Below are 18,807 nucleotides of genomic sequence, written 5' to 3'. Positions count from 1 at the left end.
CCTATGGTTCCGTATGAAGACACGAAAAACAATAGCTTAATACAGACAGAAGCAGCCGGCCTTGTGGACCGGCTGCTTCTCGTTAGGTTAACGGGCAGGATGGTTTAGGATCATGTACGCGAATCTCTTGTAAGCTATGGATTCGGCCCTAACTGTCTGTAAACTTCATATACTTCAGCATCCGCGTCAACATAACCGCACTCTCCGCACGGGTAACCGGAGCTTCAGGTGAAAAGTCCGCAGCTTCGGAATGCTCCAGGAGACCCGCCTCCAGCAGCATCGAAACAGGCTGTACCGCCCAAGGAGCGAGGCTGGCTGTACCGGCCAATGCTTCCGGGGGGAGTCCGTTTATATGGGAGGATTTTCCGGCAAAGCTCAGGGTACGGGCGATCACAGCGGCTAACTGTTCGTGTGTTAACCCGGCATTAGGCCGGAATGTGCTGTCCCCATAGCCTGTAATGAGCCCTGCCTCTTGAGCTGTTGAAACAGCCGCAGCATACCAGGCACCGGAAGGGACATCGGCAAAAGAGCGGACGGCCCCGGACTCCATCCATCCCAGGGAACGCACCAGCAGCGCAGTGAGCTCTGCACGGGTCAAGACGGTGTCCGGTGAGAATGAGGCCCGGCTTACGCCTTGTATAATCCATTTGTTAGCCAAAAGCTGAATATCTTCTTCAGCCCAGTGCCCGGCTGTATCGGCGAAGGAACGACGGGTTACAATTGCCGCAAACAAGCCGTTATACGGCGATTGAATAACCGCTTCACCCGCAGTTGCGCCGAACCGCGCAGGTGCAAAATGGACACGGTTGTTCTGGTCTACCCGGACGACCGCAGCTTGCAGCGGGTCAGCGGGGGAGGTGAGCGGCAGCGTTTTATTCAAATACACATTCGTGTTCCTGTTGCTTAGACTCTCTACAGGCTTCCCGTCTCTCTCTATGGAAAAAGCGACAGGGCTTCCGGTCAGCTCCGCTCCCTGGTTCGCAAGAACAGTGCTTAGTGCTTCCATCTCAGCCGCAGTAAGCCAAGAGATGCCCAGGGTCACGATGGAGCCGGAATCCAGCGCAGGTATAAGACCATTGAGCCCGCGCAGAGGCAGCTGATGTCCGGCTCCGTTTACTGTAAAAGTAATAGCCGGGTCATCCGGACCGGTGGCGGCAGCCGAGGTTTCCGGATGGTTCGCGGGCGTATTTGCAGCTGAGGCCAGCTTCAACCTGTTAAGCAGCGCTTCTGCCGGGAGGTCAAGAAATACAGCAGAATAGCTGTCCGTCTGGAATTCGATACGAATTTCATTTTGAGCAGCGAGTGCTTGAGCCAATACCGAAGCATCCGGCTTCAAGCGGATCGCCGGCTGCCCTCCTTGGGTTGTCTCCAGCGACATCGTTACCCGAACGCCTTGACCGTTGATGGTCAGTTGAACCTTTGTTGGATCAGCTGTAGCCGCGGGGCTAACCGGAGCCGAACCAATGTCCGCAGTTGGTTCCGGCGACGGTGATGGTGTCGGCGTCGGCGTCGGTGATGGTGTTGGTGTCGGCGTCGGCGTTGGTGTCGGCGTCGGCGTCGGCGTCGGCGTTGGTGATGGCGTCGGTGTCGGTGTCGGCGTTGGCGTCGGTGTCGGTGTCGGTGTCGGCGTTGGTGTCGGCGTCGGCGATGGCGTCGGCGTCGGTGTTGGCGAAGGTTCCGGCTCAGGCGTCTTGCTTGAAGTGAGCATAATCCTTCCTGTATCTGCTGTTTGCCCTTCCGTAATCTCGATGCTCTGCGTGAACGTGTGATAACCCGTTGCTGCTATCGTCAGCGTGTGCGTGCCCACTGTAATATGATCCAGTCTGAAATGTCCCTGCGAATCGGTCAGCTCGAGGGTGCTGCCGAGTGATACCGAGGCGCCTGCAATCGGGTCAAGCTCAGAGCTGTATACGGAGCCTGTCACGCTGCCTGCCGCAGATTCGACGGTGAGAGAGGCCTCAGCGGTAAGACCGTTTGATGCGGTGGCGACAATAACCGCTTGACCGGGACTCAGGGGGCGTATTTCACCGCTAAATTCGTCTACCTCCGCTACTGCAGGATCAGTGGATCTCCAGCTCACTTCTTTATAGGTGGCGGAGTCCGGCTTCAGAATTGCAGTAAGCTTCACCGGCGCTCCGCCGGCTGTCAGGAGAAGGGATGACGGCTCAAGCGTGATGCTGCTAACCGGGACCTCCTGCCGAATATGCGCGGCCTCCAGCACAACACGCTGCCAGGCTCGAATATGTCCCTGTCCGTTTATCTCATACAGATCTACAGTCGTTCCCGGCTGTACACCGGCAAGATCGGAGCCGGGGATATATGGCGCCGCACCTTGCGGGAGGGAGCTGTCCAATAGAGGAGGATCATTTTCCGCCCGGTCCAGCATGTATGCAAAGGAGCTGCCGGTCTCCTGCGGTACCACCTCAATGGCTGTCGTGCCGATCGCCGTACCAGGCTGAAGCGCTGCATCCAGCTCCGGTGCTGGCCTTTTCACCTCAAGCTGGAGCGAGCGTACAGCCGCTGCCCCGCCGGCATCGATGGCCGTTATTTTAACAGTATAGCTGCGATTGTCCGGAAAAGCGGCTGTCGGAGTACCCTGTATTTCGCCTGAAGCGCTCAAACTCAAGCCCTCGGGAAGTCCTGAAGCGCTCCAGGTCAGTCCTTCATGTGCGCCGTCATAACCGGCAAGTGCATAGGAATAAGGCTTGTTATGCACGGCATAAGGGAGCGTCTCTGTTAATACTTCGGGGCGTAAGTAAGGGTATCCATCGTTTACTTTTGAGTTTATATTCCAGGTGTGCACGAAATCCCAGCCCATGTAAGTCGTTTGCTGCTTCATCTCGGCGGTTGTTTTACCGGTAGCCTCGAGGATATCCGATTCATAGGAACTGTCTATCCCGACAGTCATCCCGGTAGTATTCGTATCGAAGTATGAACTATATACATCTGTCCGTGTCACATAAGCTGCAACGCCCGCTCTGCCAGTATAAGTTCCGGGATAATCAGAAGGTATGATTCCATGGGAATAAGTATGTTTAATAGTGTTTCTATCTTCTGGAAAACCGATCAAATAAGCGCTGACTCCGGCGGTGAACAGATGACCCATTCCGGCATACTCTGTGTTGCGAACCGGGCCCCCGGAATAGGAGTCGATAATGGAGGAAGTGGCAAGAGCCCCGGAAATCCCGCCGCTGTACCTGTTGGCTCCCGGGCCAACGGTGACAGCAGCATCCGAGGAGCTTCGCTCAATGGTTGCCCGCTCCAGTATTCCTGTAATTCCGCCGGCAGAAGTAACCAGATTCGGATTACGGGGAAGAATACTGGTTACACTGCCTTTCGTATAAGCTCTCTCAATGCTCCCCCCGGACAACATTCCCGCAACTCCGCCTGTAACGGAGCCGCCTCTGATATTCAACTCCAAGCTCAGGTTGCGTATGCTCCCGCTGGCCTCGCCGAAGAAACCGGCGTATTCGCTTGTGTAGCCGTCGATGGTGACCCCTTTTACAGAGTGCCCTTGCCCGTCAAAAACTCCGCTAAATGGAGCATACTCATTACCGCCAAAAGGAATCCAGGACACGCCGGACAGATCGATGTCCTGGAGCAGCCGCAGGTTCTTGTCTACATATTGCTCCTGGTGCTGGTCGATGTAGACCAGATGCTCCGGGGAGGATAATTCAACCCAGCCTTCTATCACCGGCGGTATAGCCTGCTGGTCGTCCGCAGCTGCAATGATACCGTCTGCAGCAGAGCCGGCCGAAAAAGCGGGCGCTGTATACAGTCCCGGCTGTCCGATAAGCATCACGCCCACAAGCAAAGCGGCGATTTTTGATTTATGTATTCTCACTTCTTTTTCCCCTTTCATAGCGCTGCTGAATAGATCAAATTATAGTATATTTAAATTCATAGATTGTTCCGATTATGTTTCAAATTTAATTCAAACGGAGAGTAGCGTGCAGAAATGAACAATCCTTCAGCAGGGCCCATTTCCCATTCTCAGCGGATCGTTGGCGGTACCCGGGAAATCCGGGCATTGTCCGATTGGCTGGAAACGCCTGAGGAGGGGATGAAGGTTTTTGCGGTATCCGGCATTGGCGGCATCGGCAAAACGACCCTGCTTACAAAGCTGGCGGCGGAGGCCCGGGGGGCGTCAGTACGTGTGCTGTGGGTGGACGGGCAGCTCTGCCTGCATACGCCAAGGGATGTGCTGGCTTATCTGGACATGAGCCTGGAGACGGAATACGGCAGAGTACGTAAGGCGGATGAGACGCTGCTTGCCCATGTTGTAACGGAATTATATCGTGAGCGTACCGTTATTATTATGGATAACTGCGAGTCGTTGGCCCGGAGCGAGAGCTGGCTGCTGGCACAGTTGTTCCCCAGATTACAGGATTCTGCGTGTTTGCTGGTGATGGCGTCGAGAACCGGACTGCCGCTTCACTGGTATACAGACCCTGTGTGGTCGGGCAGGATTCAGAGCTTTCCGCTGGAGCTGTTTACCCGGGAGCAAATCTATGAATACTTGCAGGACAGCGGTCTCCCGGACCGGCTGCAGCAGGACATTGCCCAGAGATCGGAAGGGCACCCGCTGCTGCTTGCGTTGACTACAGACCTGATGAGGAGAGAAGGTACGGATCAAATGGAAACGGCGGTTCAGCTGCCTAGAATCCTGAGTGCCGAGCTGCTTCGGGAGGCCGCCGACCCGTTCATGTATGAGGCTCTGCAGCTGCTGTCGCTGTTTCCCGCTGCAGATCAGACGATGCTTAACCGCCTGCTGAAGCATCCGCTCCGTGCAGCGGAATACACAGCGCTTAGCAGCTTGTCATGCGTCCGGATGGTTCCGGCCGGACTTGCTTTGCATCAGGTGGTGGGCCGGATCTTGAGAGACGACTATAAGCAGCGTGATCCCGGAGAATATAATACAATGCGCCGGCTGGCGTTAAAATTGTTGATCGAGCTATATCCGGCCGCAGACCGGCTGCGCCAAATGCAGTTTGCGGCCCATGCGCTGGAGCTGTACCGTGAGCAGCTGCCTGCAGCTCATCAGTATGTTGATTTCTCGGGTGTTCACGGGCAGGAGCAGCAGCAAGGTTTTTGTCCGGAGGATTTGCCGTATCTGCACCGTTTTTTGGAGGTATCTTTATCCCGCTCCGACTGGCAATCCGAGCTGGTGAAGGCCGGAGCGCATCACCGTCTGCTTGATGATATTGCAGAGTTGAGTCCAATGAGCATTCTGGTCACCAGAAATGCTGAAGGTATTCCGCTGGGGTTCTCTGCCGGGCTGTGGCTGCATGCCGAAACGATGCCGCTGCTGGAACGGTACGCTCCGCTTTATCTCGAAATGCTGGGTGAAGAGGCGGAGCAGATGCGAACGCTATCTTCCGAAGCGGCGGATACGATGTGCATGCTGCTGGCCGCGGTCAACGTGGACCAGTCCTTTTACCGGCCGGAGGAGCTAGGCGCCGTGCTGTTCCAAGCATGGATGATCGAGACAACAAATGGCTGGCGGGCGATTATCGCGACAGAGGACCCGCAGCTGCATATGCTGCTTCCGTTGTCCGGTTTCCAGCCCAAACAACCGCAGCCGCCTGACCGGCTTCAGCCGGGTATGGTCGTATGGGAGCTGGACTTCCGGCAGGCGTCCTTCGGCCGGTGGGTGGAGCGGGTGATTCTGCAGTCGGCACAACAACAGGAGCTGGCGGCAGAGATTCCTCCCGTTCCGTGGGACCAGGTGAGAAGCCTTCTTCAGCATCTGTATAACGATAACCTTCTAAGTTCTCTGCCGATTCTAGCGGCGGCGGGGATGAGCGGGGCAGGGATGAGGGACCTGATGCAGAATATATTAGCGGCAGAGCCGCCCTATCCGCTCACAGAATTGGAGCAGCATATCTTACGGGAGAGCTATTTGCGTAAAAATTACGGAAAATCTCAGCTCGCGGATGCTTTTCATATGAGCCGAACGACCTTTTACCGCCATACCCGGCAGGCTTTGGAGCATCTGGGTCATGTGTTGGCCGGGAAATTGAACGGATTTACAGCAAAAGATGAGTAAGCTATCGGGAAACGCTACGGAGGTCTAAATATGTTTGAAGGCTTTGATTTCAGACCAGGCACTGTTAAATGGAACTCTTATAAATTAAGTCCTGATGACATGACTGATATTAGATGGTTAAGTGAAGATATGTTTATGGTCGAATATCCAAAGGGATATCTAATTGATGTCGGATGGTATGGCGGATGTTTTACTCTTAACGGCCTTTTTATTATATACATTATCAAGGACACAAAATGGGACAACCCGGTATTCAAAGAAGAATATCGGTCAGTAACAGAATTGTATGAGGGCATGAAAGTAGCAATTCATAAAATTAATCAGTTAATAAAGTAACATTTAGATATCCTACAATATGTGCAACAATACTCTCCATACAAGCGGCTGGTTAGGGAGATTTCTCAGAATTGGCTAAAGAATGAAGCCGTTATTTTTTGGATTTTCTTAAAAAGGGAGTCGAAATGAAAAAGTCATTATACTCGTCTAACTTCATCATTAGAAATGCAGTCTTCGACGATATCGGCCTGCTTCGCGATATTTATCGCCGTGCATCGCTGAGTGTTGAGGCTGACCGGGATCTCTTTGCTGCTCATCCTGAGTGGCTCGTATGGGACGACAAGATGTTGCCGTTCACATGTGTCGCTGTTGTTAACGGGCGGGTCGTCGGCTTTGCGTCAGCACGTCCTGTCAACGGCTGCCTCGAACTAGAGGATCTGTTCACTGATCCTGAATGGATGCGTCAAGGTGTTGCGAGTGCCCTAATCCAAGACATTGCGCGCCGCGGTGTACGTGTAGAGGTGACCGCCAGCCCGCAGGCTATAGGGTTTTACGAAGCCGCTGGCTTCATTGCTAACGGCTTCGCTAACACAGAAGGCGGACCGGCTCCCCGGATGTATCTCGACGTCACGCGTACAGGACATTGATATCCTTAGAAAAAGGGGTGTAATTCAATGAATCGAAGACAACGGGAAAAGTTTATTCCTTCCACCTGGATTATTGCTGCCAAACAATCAGAAGCACATGCCTATTATGTCCTCTATGCCATCGACTGGAAACGCGGAGGCCGTCTGAGTTGGGAAGGCTGGCATCTGCTAGAGGACCTGCTGCAATTTCATATCCCTATCAAACGAAAGGCCGGAGGCCGGAAAACCTCTTCTCAGCCTGCCGCCAAAATCGCTAAACATGCGCTCTTTCTACATCTGAATGAAGCACAGTTTGAGGAACTGGAACGGCTCTTTTATCAGCCATTTTCGAAGAAAAGATGGAGAGTATTATTCAAATCCACGCGCTAAATCATACCAGCATATCGTTTTAAGAACTCACTGGCCAAGTCGGGTACCGTCATTTGAAGAACCGACTGATTCTCTGTGTCCTCTGCCAGATCGTCATCGGTCAACGATACGAAGAATGTAATGTCTGCTTTGGTTTGTCCATAGCGGGCAAAAACCTCGTCTGCAGTCTCATTCACCACTTTAGCGATGATTCGAATGATATCATCCTTGTACTGATAAACATCTTCTGTTGCATACAATAGCCGACTGATGTGGTTAAAGTGCGTGTCATCGCCATACTGGTATTCGGAGCAGCCCCATCTGTAGTAGATCCTGTCTTCCTCACTGTCATACAATCCTTGCTCTTTCATATCCGAGATATGCCTGGCCAGAGATTCCTCTGTATTTACCGCCAAAAACAGGGTAACCCAATCACTGTCCGTTCCAAAAGCACAAGCGTATACTTTTTCATGCTGCACCTTAGCCAGCGTTTGTTCCAGATCGGATAGAAAACCTGCTCTAAAGTGGTCCTCGAATTCTTTTAAAAAGCGGTTCATTTAGCTCATCCTTTCTGATCCCAGCAGCCCCTGAACATCCGACACCGGAGGTCTCCCATACTGGCGGGCGTATTCGCGGCTGAATTGGGAGGGGCTCTCATAGCCTACGCGGAAGGCGGCATCGGAGGCTTGAAGCGATTCGGTCAGCATGAGGCGGCGGGCTTCCTGCAGGCGGATGACCTTCTGGTATTGCAGCGGGCTCATAGCGGTGACGCGCTTGAAATGTTTATGGAAGGCTGATGTGCTCATATTGACGGACTCTGCCAGCTGTTCAACGACAAGGGACTCGGCATATTGCCTGGTAATCACTTGGATGGCTTGAGCAATCCGGTGCGCATGGCTGCCGATGATGGCGAATTGATGCAGATGTGCGCCTTGGTCGCTCTGAAGAACACGATAGAGAATTTCACGGATGATGAGCGGCGAGAGAATGGGGATATCCTGCGGCGCGTCGAGTAACTGGAGGAGCCGTACGATGGCAGCAAGCAAGGGCTCAGAGGTTCGGGCAACGGTGATGCCAAGCGACGTTTCACCCGGAATAAGGGTGGGGTCCGCCATTTCTTTTACAATTTCCAGAATGGTGCCAGGATCGAAGCTTAGCTTGATGCCCAGAAAAGGATGCTCAGGCGTAGCCGTAGTGATTCTCCCGTTAATCGGCAGCTCGACGGAAGTGACCAGGTAAGTGGAAGGATCGTAATGGTAGCTTTCGCCGGACAGGGTGGCCGCTTTGGCTCCCTCAGCAACGACGCAGATCGATGGCTTGTAGACAGACTCCAGCGGTTCGGCCGTATCTGTGGCGTGCATCAGCTGCAAGGAAGGAATGAGTGTCTGATGGGTGCCTGCCGATGGAGCATGGCGAAGGATCAGCGCAGCCAATTGCTGTAAAAGCGGTCCGGTCCGCAATGTATCGTCCAAGTTAGAAGCCTCCTTTTACCGAATTCATAATGTTTGCTGTTAATCATAGCGAGTTGAAGAGAAATAGGCAAGAAGTGAACAGGTCTGTTATAACGGGCTGCTCTCCGATTGATTTACAATGAATCCATAAGGCCAACAGATTATCATCCGGCCTCAGCAAACTTAAGGAGAGTGGTCCTAATGAGTCAGAACGGAAAAGTAGCCATCGTCACAGGTGCATCACGGGGGATTGGAAGACAAATCGCCATTCAGTTGGCCGGGTTAGGACTAAAAGTAGCCGTCAACTATTCATCTAACCGGGAAAAAGCGGACGAGGTCGTCCAAACCATTAAGGAATCCGGCGGCGAAGCCATAGCCATTCAAGGCGACGTAAGCAAGGTGAGCGAGGTTGAAGCGCTGTTCTCGGAGACAATCGGGCAATTCGGGCGTGTCGATATTTTGGTGAATAATGCGGGAATCATGGACTGTGTGCCTATCGCGGACGTAACGGAGGAGATGTTCGACCGGCATTTTGCTGTGAATGTCAAAGGCACTTATTTCGCTTGCCAGCAAGCGATGAAGCATATGGAGCAGGGCGGAACGATTATTAACTTCTCGACCTCTGTATCGGGCGCGATGCTGCCGACTTATAGTGTCTATGCCGCGACCAAAGGGGCAGTTGAGCAGTTAACCCGCCAGTTAGCGAAGGAATTCGGAGCGAAGGATATCGTCGTCAATTGCGTTGCACCCGGGCAGGTATCGACGGAGTTATTCCTGAACGGGAAATCCGAGGAGCTGGTGGATTCCTTCCGGCGGATGAATGCTTTTGGACGGCTTGGTGAACCGGAGGATATTGCGAATATGATCGACCTGCTCGTCAGTGACAAGGCCCGCTGGATTACAGGGCAGACGATTCGCGTCAACGGCGGGTTTAACTGATCCGGCTGAGAGTTCCTTCCTCTATCGCCTGTGGTTTATAATGGGAATACCGGTATTATTCGTACAATGCCCATTGGGATAAAAATGAACAAATGGCTTCAATGCGGGACGGTGAAGGGGAGCACTATTTTGCGCTGTTTCAGCCGGAGGGGCTGATTATCAAAGGATATGACCACCAGTTTAGCCGGGTCTACGGTCCGCAGGATGTGCTGCAAGGCGTACCTGACGAATTTGAGGGATTCCTTACGGAACCTGCCTTTATGATGGATATGACTACATTCTGCACATGGAAGCAAGGCGGTCAAGCATGGTCAGCAGGCAAGGAGTTGGAGGCAGAGGCCTACCAGCTGTTGGAGCTTTTAATTGGCAAAGCGGAATTTTATTATACTTGGGCCCAAGAGTATTACGAGATCTCACTGGACCGTTCGCTTGTGCAGCGAATCTTCGATATGGAGCCGCTCGATGATGAAATGCTGAAGGGGCTAAACGAAGAATTGGACCTTGCTGATCTGACAGAGGACATTCAGGAAATCGGTTATCCGGTGAAAAGGAGGGGGCGAAATGAATAAAGGCATGCTGCTTGTTCTAAATGGAACCTCAAGCTCCGGGAAGACGTCCATCTCGGCTGAACTGGTGAGACAGAAAGAGATTCCATTTTATCATGTATCGGTTGATGATTTTTTCATGAATTACAATGATTTCATTAATAATAAATTTCCAGACGAGCCTGTACGGGAAATAGACCATCAGGTGGTCTCGCAAATACTGGATGACTCCATAGTCTCCGTGTACTATTCGACGATTAAGCTGTTAGCAGAAATGGGATTCAATGTCATCGTGGATACCGTATTCGACAACGATAAGAGATTTAATGAGTTTTGGAATCATTTTGCTGATCGGACTACTACGCTATTTGTTGGTGTCCTATGCTCCCGGGAAGAGCTTATCCGAAGAGAGCAGGCCAGAGGCGACCGGCAGATTGGACTGGCGGATGCGCAGTTCGACAGCGTCTATAGCTTTGATGAATATGACCTCGAAGTGAACACGGAAGAGCTGACTCCGGCGGAATGCGCCGAACAAATCCTTAACTATATTAAGTCCAATCATGAATACACGGCATTTCAGAAATTGCGCAAAAGAGCCTAATTAACGGCATAAAGAATAAGCTTCTGTAAGTGGATACTCTCCATATGGCAGGCAGGTGAGATGATGGAACCTGTTCACTGTATGGGGAGTTTTTGCTATGTGCTTGACTATGACGTTGCGTCATAGTGCATAATCCACTGTAAGAATAGAGAACTGGAAGTGACTAAGATGAAGATAACAGCACTGCGTTCAGACCACATTTATCAAAAGGTGATTGAGGCCCCGCCGGAGGACAAGCTGGAGTTATTCCGAAACGAAATGTTGGCTCCCTTTATGAAACAATGGCAAATTCAACAGATTCCTTTTAGAGCGGAAGAAGCAAATGGGTTCGACGTGATTACGTTTAATAGTATGATGAACCGGGCACCTGATCAGATGACTCTGGATATTTTATCTGAGGTCGAGTGGATCTCTGCGGATTCGTTCTGGTCCGGGTGTGAGCAAGCCGTAACCACAAGCCTCGGTCAATTTATCGAACATGGGATAAGTCTTCCTGTATCTGATTATTTATTCACCATTCAACTGGGAGATTCGGGGAGTCGTGCCTTGACTATCAACGAAGGGTATAGCGGCTTTGGGGGCATTCCCGGGTTTATCTGGATTACGCTCTTGCCCAATCAGCATACCCTTTCGCGGATAAAAGCAGCGCTGGCGCATGAATGCAATCATAATGTCCGCTATCAATACATTCAGTGGGACCACACGGTTGATCTGGGCGAGCTTATTGTAAGTGAAGGATTAGCAGAGAATTATGCCACCTTCCTGTATGGTGAAGAAGTGCTGGGGCCATGGGTATCTAGAACAGATACTGAAACCCTTAACAGACGTATTAAGCCAGTGCTCCGCGAGAAATTGCAATTAACCGGATTTCACCAATTTGCCCCGTATCTTTACGGTGACGAGCTTGCAGAGCTTCAGAACCTTCAGCCGGTTAATATGCCCTACAGTGCCGGTTACGCGTGCGGGTATCATTTAATCAAATATTACTTGAGCAAAACAGGCAAGACCATTTGGGAGGCCACCATAACGCCTGCTGCTCAAATACTGGAGGAAGCAAAGGAATTCTGGGATGAAGAGACCATTATTAACAGTTAAAGAGATCGTTAGGATTACAGGCATGACGACCCGTTCTCTGCATTTCTACGATAAAATCGGTTTATTTAAACCGGCACAGCTAACGGACAAAGGGTATCGCTTATATGACCGCAGCAGCCTGGAGAAGCTGCAAACGATCCTGATTTTGAAGGAAATGGATTTTTCCCTGAAGGAAATTGCAGACATTGTAAAGCTGACCCGGGAAGAACAGAAACAAGTATTGCAGGAACATAGGCAGACCTTATCAGCCAAAAAACAAAGACTGGAAAATATCATGACGGCTCTAGATGAATATGTGTTGGGGAGTGATGTCAGTACTCTGCATATATTCGACCATTCTTCGATCCTGCCCTTGAAGGAACAGTATGCGAATGAGGCAGAGCTCATTTATGGCGAAACAGAGGCGTTCCAAGCCTACGATGAAGCGATGGCCAACATGTCAGCAGAGGATAAGGAGAGAACCTTCTCAGATTTCGAGGAAATATTCAAGCGCATTGTGTCTTGTATGGGTCAGGAGCCTTCCTCCGCTGAAGTCCAGCAACTGATTGAAGAGTGGAAAAGCATTCTAGTGCAATTCATGCCATGTGACGCGGAGCTGCTTGCTTGTATTGCCCATAATTACACATACGATGCCCGGTTCAACAGCTATTTCAATCAATTCCATGAGGGGGCAGCAGATTTTCTGTATAGTGCGATCATGTACAACATCAGGGGGGCTAACGGATCTTAATAGAACGCTACTGACATAACGTTGTCAGGAAGGGGGAAGTATACTGAGGACAACGTTAAACTACAAACGCGAATATTAGGAGGCTATATTATGTCAGTTATTGGACCCGATTTCATCTCACTTCAGGTTAGCGATCTTGAAGGCTCTGCTGAATTTTATCAACACTATCTTGGACTCGTCCGTTCACAGGCGGGCCCGCCTCATGCGGTGGTTTTTGACACCAAGCCTATTGCCTTTGCACTTCGTGACCTCCTGCCGGGTGTCGAACTCAGTAAGGGGACTCAGCCTGGACTTGGTGTTGCACTATGGCTCTATGCCCCGGATACGCAAGACATTCACGATAAACTCGCAGCAGCAGGCGTGACAATTACATCCGCCCCCATCGTCGGCCCCTTCGGGCGTACCTTTACCTTCGCCGATCCGGACGGTTACCTGATTACTCTTCACAGCAAGCCCTGATTCGTATAAAAGTAAGGCCAAGTTCTTATAAGTGATATGCTCCCCATAAGGTAGACAGGTGAAATATAGCCTGTTACAGTATGGGGAGTTTTTGTGTGAAAATTATATAATTTTATAGGATTATAGTGAAACGAATTCCTTGATCAAAGCGTCTAAACAATAAAAGTGAATTTCTGGAAGAGGAGAGCTCCAATGAAAAGGCGATACTTGATTTGTTTGGTCATGCTCCTATTCGTATTAGCGGCTTGCACCAAAAAGGAACAGGATAATGCACTCTATATAGATACAAGTTCCTATGAAAGAATACGGCAAGAAGTGTTGGATGTGGTAAACCAGCGGGTGGAATATTTTAATATGCGGGATAAAGAATTATATGCAACAGTTTTTACGAAAGATAGCTCTCAATCTGATATTGATGCCTATGAAGGAATTGACACTCAAATTATTAGACAAAGCGAGCCAAAGTTCATGGCAGAAAGCAAAAGCCAGGTGACGGTTTCCATTCATGAAGAATATAAAAATTCACCGTATGGTGAAGTGGGAGATACGATGTACACGCTTGTGAAGGAAGATGGGAAGTGGAAGATTAATGGGATTGATTAAAGTTCCTCTTGTTAACCAAGATACGAAAGGAGCCACACACCCATGGACCTTAAGGTCATCATCAATCTCCCCATTGAACCGCAGGAAATACCGGTGTTAAGAGAACTGGCGGGGTGGGAGAGCAGGCAGGCAGATTACCCGGCTGTATTCGAACGCTGCAACTTCTGGGCTGGGGTACGGGAAGAGAGCAGTATGGAGCTTATAGCGTTCGGCTATGTTGCCGGAATGGGCTTGCAGCATGGATATATGGAGGACATCGTGGTGCATCCTGAATATCAGAGGAAGGGATTAGGGCAAGCTCTGGTAAAAGGGTTACTTCAGGAAGCGGAGCGATTCGGACTAGAGATTGTTACCCTGACCTATGATGCTAAGCACACGTCCTTCTATAACGGATGTGGATTCACCCCTTGCGCGGGAGGTGTCTGGAGGAGAGAAGGGTGAGTCAAGCCGGGGCAGCAGCGGCAGCCGTCCAGGCCTGTACAGAACCCTCCGCCCCTTGTCTTTTCTAACACCACTGTGTTATCTTAGGATATATTTTCAGGGAGTCATACAGAAGAGGTGAAGCACCAATGATCATCCGGCAGATTTTCAATAATAATGTGATTCGGGCTGAGGATCAGGTCGGACATGAATACGTTGTCATTGGGAACGGATTGGGGTTTAAGAAGAAGCCGGGGCAGCGGGTCGAAGAGGAACGGATCGAGAAGACCTTTATGCGGGGGCCTGAGAAGGTTCCGCGCAAATTGATCGATCTGATCGGGGAGACGTCTGCTGAATATTTCTCGCTGGCCGATGAGATTATAGCCCACGCCAAGGCGGAGATGGGCGACATTTTCAACGACAATATCTATATCACGTTAATTGACCATATTCATTTTGCGATTGCCCGTTACCGGAAGTCGATGAATCTGAAGAACGCGCTGTTCTGGCAGATCAAGAAGTTCTATCCCAAGGAGTTTGCCATTGGTGTGCAGGCGCTGAGCCTGATCCGCAAGCATTTTGACATCGAGATGGATCAGGATGAGGCGAGTTTTATTGCGATGCATTTCGTGAATGCGCGGCAGGATGGGCAGGAGATGCAGCGGACGGTCGAGGTGACCAAGGCGATGAGCGATATTTTCAATATTCTGGCGGAGGAATACCAGGTCAAGCTGAATGAGAATTCGTTCAACTACTCACGGTTCCTCACCCATCTCCAGTACTTCCTTCAGCGCATGATCAGCGGAGAACAGGAGCGGTCCGCATCGGGCGACAACTTCCTGTATGACCAGATTAAGGTGAAGTTTCCACAGGCTTTTGCGTGTACGGGCAAGATCAACCGCTACCTGGAGGAGACTTACGGGAACGCTATGTCTATTGACGAGAAGGTCTATCTGACGATTCATATTCAGCGGGTTACTTCACGGGATATGAACCCGTTGGATTAAAAAGGAAGCCAGAAAGTGCTTGCAAACGATTACCTTATCCGCTATATTGGAGTCACAACTTAAATCTAAGGATTGTTACTGCTGAAGCAGGCGATACCTAAACGAGATGTGGATCACACCGGTGTGATTTCACAGCTTTCGTTTAGGTTTTTTTTATGCCCATTTTTGGCAGGATAGCAAAGGAGAGTCAGCATGGATAACAAAAAAATGTCGGAAGACATCATCCGTCTCGTAGGCGGGGAGCAGAATATTAACGATCTTGTCCATTGTGCCACCCGGCTGAGATTCAGCCTCAAGGATAACAAGAAGGCCGAGCGGGAGACACTGGAGAAGCATCCGGGCGTCATTACCGTGGTGGAGAGCGGAGGGCAATTTCAGGTGGTTGTGGGCAGCAACGTAGCGAATGTATACGCCGAAATTGTCAAAAGCACAAGCTTCCTGAACAATACTTCCACTGATACGCAGAATTCCGGGCAGAAAACCTCAGCGGTATCTAAGGTGTTCGAGGTCATCTCCGGCAGCTTCTCGCCGCTGATTCCTGTAATGGCCGGATCGGGGATGCTGAAGGCGCTGCTGACAGTGCTTACGCTGCTGGGCTGGATGTCTGATTCAGGCGACGCCTACAAGATTCTGTCTGCTGCCGGCAATGCCGTCTTCTACTTCCTGCCGATCTTCCTGGGAATTACTCTGGGCATTAAGTTAAAAGCAAACCCGTACGTAGCCGGGGCAATCGGGGCAGCGCTGATGGAACCGAACTTCACGGCGATACTGGAGGGGGATGGCGGACATTCCTTCCTGGGCATTCCGGTGGTCATGGTCAGTTATGCCTCCAGTGTCTTCCCGATCTTCATTGCGATCAGCATTTATGCTTTGCTGGATAAGCTGCTGAAGAAGATCATCCACAAGGATCTGCAAATCTTCATGGTCCCGATGATCTCACTGATGATTATGGTTCCGCTGTCGGTGATCGCCTTCGGTCCGTTCGGTACAAGTGTCGGCAACTGGATCGCTTCCGGCGTGACCTGGCTGATTGGCGTAAGCGGCATTCTGTCGGGGATCGTGCTCGGCGGGGGTATGACCTTCATGGTCGTGTTTGGACTCCACTGGGGCTTTACCCCAATCACGCTGCAAAATATTGCGAATGGCGGTGACCCGATTGAAGCGATGGCTTCAGCGGCGGTGTTTGCCCAGATCGGGGTAGCCTTCGGGATCTTCCTGCGGGCCAAAAAAGACCGCAACTTGCGGAGTATCGCCGCCTCTTCCGGGATTACCGGACTGCTGGCCGGGGTCAGCGAACCGATTGTGTACGGCCTGATTCTCCGCTACAAGCGGGTGATCCCGATCGTCATTATTGCCGGGGCGCTGGGCGGCGCGATTAACGGTCACTTCGGTGTGCTGTATACGGCTTATGTGTTTCATAATATTTTCTCGATTCCGGTGGAGCAGCCGATGTCGATCTTCATTGTCTCGATGGTTGTCTCCATGGGTACAGGGCTGCTGCTGACCTGGCTGTTCGGATACGAGAGCAAGGGGAAAGTCGAAGCTTCCGTTCCGGCCGCCGCGCCTGAACAGCTTCAGCCGGACAAGCCGGCAGCACCGGTGGTGGACCTGAAAAAGGAACTGATCTTCAGCCCACTGACTGGCGCAGCCTTCCCGCTTAGCACGGTGCCGGACGATGCGTTCTCCACCGGGGCCATGGGCAGAGGGCTGGCGATTGATCCGGTCATCGGAGAAGCGGTCGCTCCTGTGGACGGGACAGTGACCTCGATTTTCCCGACAGGCCATGCGATTGGCATTACGTCCGCAGCCGGAACAGAACTCCTGATCCATATCGGCATTAATACCGTGGGGCTGAAAGGCAAGCACTTCACACCAGTAGTCAAGGAAGGTGACCGGGTGAGCCAGGGCGATCTGCTAATCCGCTTCGATCTGGAGCAGATCCGGGCGGCCGGGTATCAGACGATTACGCCGGTAATCGTAACCTTGACCACCAAAGAGGTCGAAATTTTCGAGACGGACCAGCAGCAGATCAAGCACAACGAAGTACTTTTGACATTGGTGGATTAATACAACACAAAGGAGGAATTGGGTATGCTGCACAAACAACTTCACGCTTTCCCGGAGAATTTCTTGTGGGGCGGGTCCACTTCGGCTTATCAGCTGGAGGGGGCCTGGGATGAGGACGGCAAAGGGCCTTCCGTGATTGATCTGGCCAACCATGTGGAAGGGGTAACGGACTTCAAGGTCGCCAGCGACCACTACCATATGTACAAAGAGGATGTCGCTCTGATGGCGGAAATGGGCTTCAAAGCCTACCGCTTCTCCATCGCCTGGAGCCGGATTTATCCGCAAGGGGACGGAGTTGTCAATCTGAAGGGACTTGAATTCTACAGCAATCTGATCGACGAGCTGCTTAAATACGGCATTGAGCCTATCGTTACAATGTACCACTTCGACTTGCCCTACGGGCTGGAAGAGCGGGGAGGGTGGTCCAACCGGGCGACGATCGATGCTTTTGAACAATATGCCAAGACGCTCTTCGAGCATTACGGCGACCGCGTGAAGTGGTGGCTGACGATCAACGAACAGAATATGCTGATTCTGCACCCGGGATCGATCGGAACCTTGAACGAGAACATGGCTGACCCGCAAAAAGAGCTCTACCAGCAAAATCACCATATGCTCGTTGCGCAGGCGAAGGCTATGGTGCTGTGCCATCAGATGCTGCCCGATGCGAAAATTGGTCCTGCACCCAACATCGGTGTGATCTATCCCGCCAGCTCTAAGCCGGAGGATGTACTGGCCGCAGATAACTATGCAGCAATCCGCAACTGGCTCTACCTGGATATGGCGGTCTATGGACGGTATAACCATATTGCCTGGAGTTATCTGGTGGAGAAGGGCTATGAGCCTAAGATCGAGGAAGGGGATATGGATGTTCTCCGGCAAGGCCACCCGGACTTCATCGCCTTCAATTACTACACTTCGCAGACCGTTGGGGAGAGCAAAAATGACGGCAACGACTTCTCCCACACCGGCGACCAGCATGAAATTGTCGGCGAGCCGGGGGCGTACCGGGGTTCTGTGAATCCTAACCTGCAGACTACAGAGTTCGGCTGGGAGATCGATCCGGTCGGCTTCCGGACAACGCTTCGCCAGATCTATTCCCGTTACCACCTGCCGCTGATTGTTACGGAGAACGGGCTGGGAGCATTCGACAAGCTGGAGGAAGACGGAACCGTAAATGATGCGTACCGGATTGAATTCTTCCGCAAGCATATCGAGCAAATTCAGCTCGCGCTTACCGACGGGGTAGAAGTGTTCGGTTTCTGTCCTTGGTCTGCCATCGATCTGGTCAGCACGCATCAGGGTTCCAGCAAACGATACGGCTTCATCTATGTGGACCGTGAGGAGTTCGATCTGAAGGAGCTGCGCCGCATCCGCAAGATGAGCTTCTACTGGTATCAGAAGCTGATCGCGTCCAGAGGCGAGGTCCGCTGATTGTAACTACAAAAAGGGTTGTCCCGGTAGCCTTGAGAGGCTGCTTGGGGCAGCCCTATTTTTTCTTCCAAATCATGCACAACAAAACCGGTACAATCGCCGTCTATACATAAAGAATGGAAAATAGTCTCAAAGG

Annotated in this window: 18 protein-coding genes; 15 read left to right on the top strand and 3 right to left on the bottom strand. The window is 51.5% G+C overall.

What is annotated here, in order from left to right; translation table 11 throughout:
- Positions 1 to 148: 148 nt before the first annotated feature.
- On the bottom strand, positions 149 to 3,844 hold the full coding sequence (locus MHI24_RS12460; RefSeq protein ID WP_340025938.1) for an S-layer homology domain-containing protein: 3,696 nt from the start codon (positions 3,842 to 3,844) through the stop codon (positions 149 to 151).
- A gap of 186 nt (positions 3,845 to 4,030) precedes the next feature.
- Here MHI24_RS12460 and MHI24_RS12455 point away from each other — a divergent pair, with 186 nt between their 5' ends.
- From MHI24_RS12455 to MHI24_RS12440, 4 genes are all read left to right on the top strand, one after another.
- A complete protein-coding gene (locus MHI24_RS12455; RefSeq protein WP_340025937.1) occupies positions 4,031 to 6,049 on the top strand; it encodes an ATP-binding protein in 2,019 nt (672 codons plus the stop codon).
- A gap of 30 nt (positions 6,050 to 6,079) precedes the next feature.
- A complete protein-coding gene (locus MHI24_RS12450; protein WP_340025936.1) occupies positions 6,080 to 6,385 on the top strand; it encodes a hypothetical protein in 306 nt (101 codons plus the stop codon).
- A 125-nt stretch (positions 6,386 to 6,510) separates the two neighbouring features.
- Positions 6,511 to 6,972 carry a GNAT family N-acetyltransferase gene (locus tag MHI24_RS12445; RefSeq protein ID WP_340025935.1) on the top strand — a complete coding sequence of 154 codons (462 nt, stop codon included), beginning with the start codon at positions 6,511 to 6,513 and terminating at the stop codon, positions 6,970 to 6,972.
- 27 nt (positions 6,973 to 6,999) lie between these two features.
- Entirely contained in the window at positions 7,000 to 7,341 is a 342-nt protein-coding gene (locus MHI24_RS12440) for a hypothetical protein (RefSeq protein ID WP_340025933.1), read from the top strand.
- On the opposite strand, the gene MHI24_RS12435 is transcribed toward MHI24_RS12440, so the two are convergent.
- Both MHI24_RS12435 and MHI24_RS12430 read right to left on the bottom strand, forming a co-directional pair.
- A complete protein-coding gene (locus tag MHI24_RS12435; RefSeq protein ID WP_340025931.1) occupies positions 7,338 to 7,877 on the bottom strand; it encodes a DUF4303 domain-containing protein in 540 nt (179 codons plus the stop codon). The two genes, MHI24_RS12440 and MHI24_RS12435, sit on opposite strands and share 4 nt — an antisense overlap.
- Entirely contained in the window at positions 7,878 to 8,792 is a 915-nt protein-coding gene (locus tag MHI24_RS12430) for an AraC family transcriptional regulator (protein WP_340025929.1), read from the bottom strand.
- A 180-nt stretch (positions 8,793 to 8,972) separates the two neighbouring features.
- On the opposite strand from MHI24_RS12430, the gene MHI24_RS12425 reads away from it, so the two are divergent.
- The 11 genes from MHI24_RS12425 (at position 8,973) to MHI24_RS12375 (ending at position 18,671) form a co-directional block, all read left to right on the top strand.
- The gene (locus MHI24_RS12425; protein ID WP_340025928.1) at positions 8,973 to 9,710 is read left to right on the top strand and encodes an SDR family oxidoreductase; all 738 of its coding nucleotides are present in this window, start codon (positions 8,973 to 8,975) and stop codon (positions 9,708 to 9,710) included.
- Positions 9,711 to 9,802: 92 nt separating this feature from the next.
- Positions 9,803 to 10,279, top strand: coding sequence for a hypothetical protein (locus MHI24_RS12420; protein WP_340025927.1), 477 nt, complete (start codon positions 9,803 to 9,805; stop codon positions 10,277 to 10,279).
- A complete protein-coding gene (locus MHI24_RS12415; protein ID WP_340025926.1) occupies positions 10,272 to 10,856 on the top strand; it encodes an AAA family ATPase in 585 nt (194 codons plus the stop codon). Before MHI24_RS12420 ends, MHI24_RS12415 begins: the two co-directional genes overlap by 8 nt.
- A 168-nt stretch (positions 10,857 to 11,024) precedes the next feature.
- Positions 11,025 to 11,951 carry a DUF2268 domain-containing protein gene (locus tag MHI24_RS12410; RefSeq protein WP_340025924.1) on the top strand — a complete coding sequence of 309 codons (927 nt, stop codon included), beginning with the start codon at positions 11,025 to 11,027 and terminating at the stop codon, positions 11,949 to 11,951.
- A complete protein-coding gene (locus tag MHI24_RS12405) occupies positions 11,926 to 12,681 on the top strand; it encodes a MerR family transcriptional regulator (RefSeq protein ID WP_340025923.1) in 756 nt (251 codons plus the stop codon). Before MHI24_RS12410 ends, MHI24_RS12405 begins: the two co-directional genes overlap by 26 nt.
- A 90-nt stretch (positions 12,682 to 12,771) precedes the next feature.
- Positions 12,772 to 13,140 (top strand): VOC family protein, encoded by a 369-nt coding sequence (locus MHI24_RS12400; RefSeq protein ID WP_340025922.1) that lies wholly within the window; start codon positions 12,772 to 12,774, stop codon positions 13,138 to 13,140.
- Positions 13,141 to 13,332: 192 nt separating this feature from the next.
- Positions 13,333 to 13,743, top strand: a complete 411-nt coding sequence (locus tag MHI24_RS12395; protein WP_340025921.1) for a hypothetical protein — start codon at positions 13,333 to 13,335, stop codon at positions 13,741 to 13,743.
- A 42-nt stretch (positions 13,744 to 13,785) separates the two neighbouring features.
- Entirely contained in the window at positions 13,786 to 14,184 is a 399-nt protein-coding gene (locus MHI24_RS12390) for a GNAT family N-acetyltransferase (RefSeq protein ID WP_340025920.1), read from the top strand.
- A gap of 128 nt (positions 14,185 to 14,312) precedes the next feature.
- A complete protein-coding gene (locus MHI24_RS12385) occupies positions 14,313 to 15,170 on the top strand; it encodes a PRD domain-containing protein (protein ID WP_340025919.1) in 858 nt (285 codons plus the stop codon).
- A 192-nt stretch (positions 15,171 to 15,362) separates the two neighbouring features.
- Positions 15,363 to 17,237 (top strand): beta-glucoside-specific PTS transporter subunit IIABC, encoded by a 1,875-nt coding sequence (locus tag MHI24_RS12380; protein WP_340025918.1) that lies wholly within the window; start codon positions 15,363 to 15,365, stop codon positions 17,235 to 17,237.
- Between the two features lie 24 nt (positions 17,238 to 17,261).
- Positions 17,262 to 18,671 (top strand): glycoside hydrolase family 1 protein, encoded by a 1,410-nt coding sequence (locus MHI24_RS12375; protein WP_340025917.1) that lies wholly within the window; start codon positions 17,262 to 17,264, stop codon positions 18,669 to 18,671.
- The last annotated feature ends 136 nt before the right edge of the window (positions 18,672 to 18,807 follow it).

This window comes from Paenibacillus sp. FSL K6-1096, assembly GCF_037977055.1.
Classification (GTDB): domain Bacteria; phylum Bacillota; class Bacilli; order Paenibacillales; family Paenibacillaceae; genus Paenibacillus_AQ.
The sequence above is the reverse complement of the archived record's forward strand: the minus strand, read 5'-3'. Positions and strand labels throughout refer to the sequence as shown.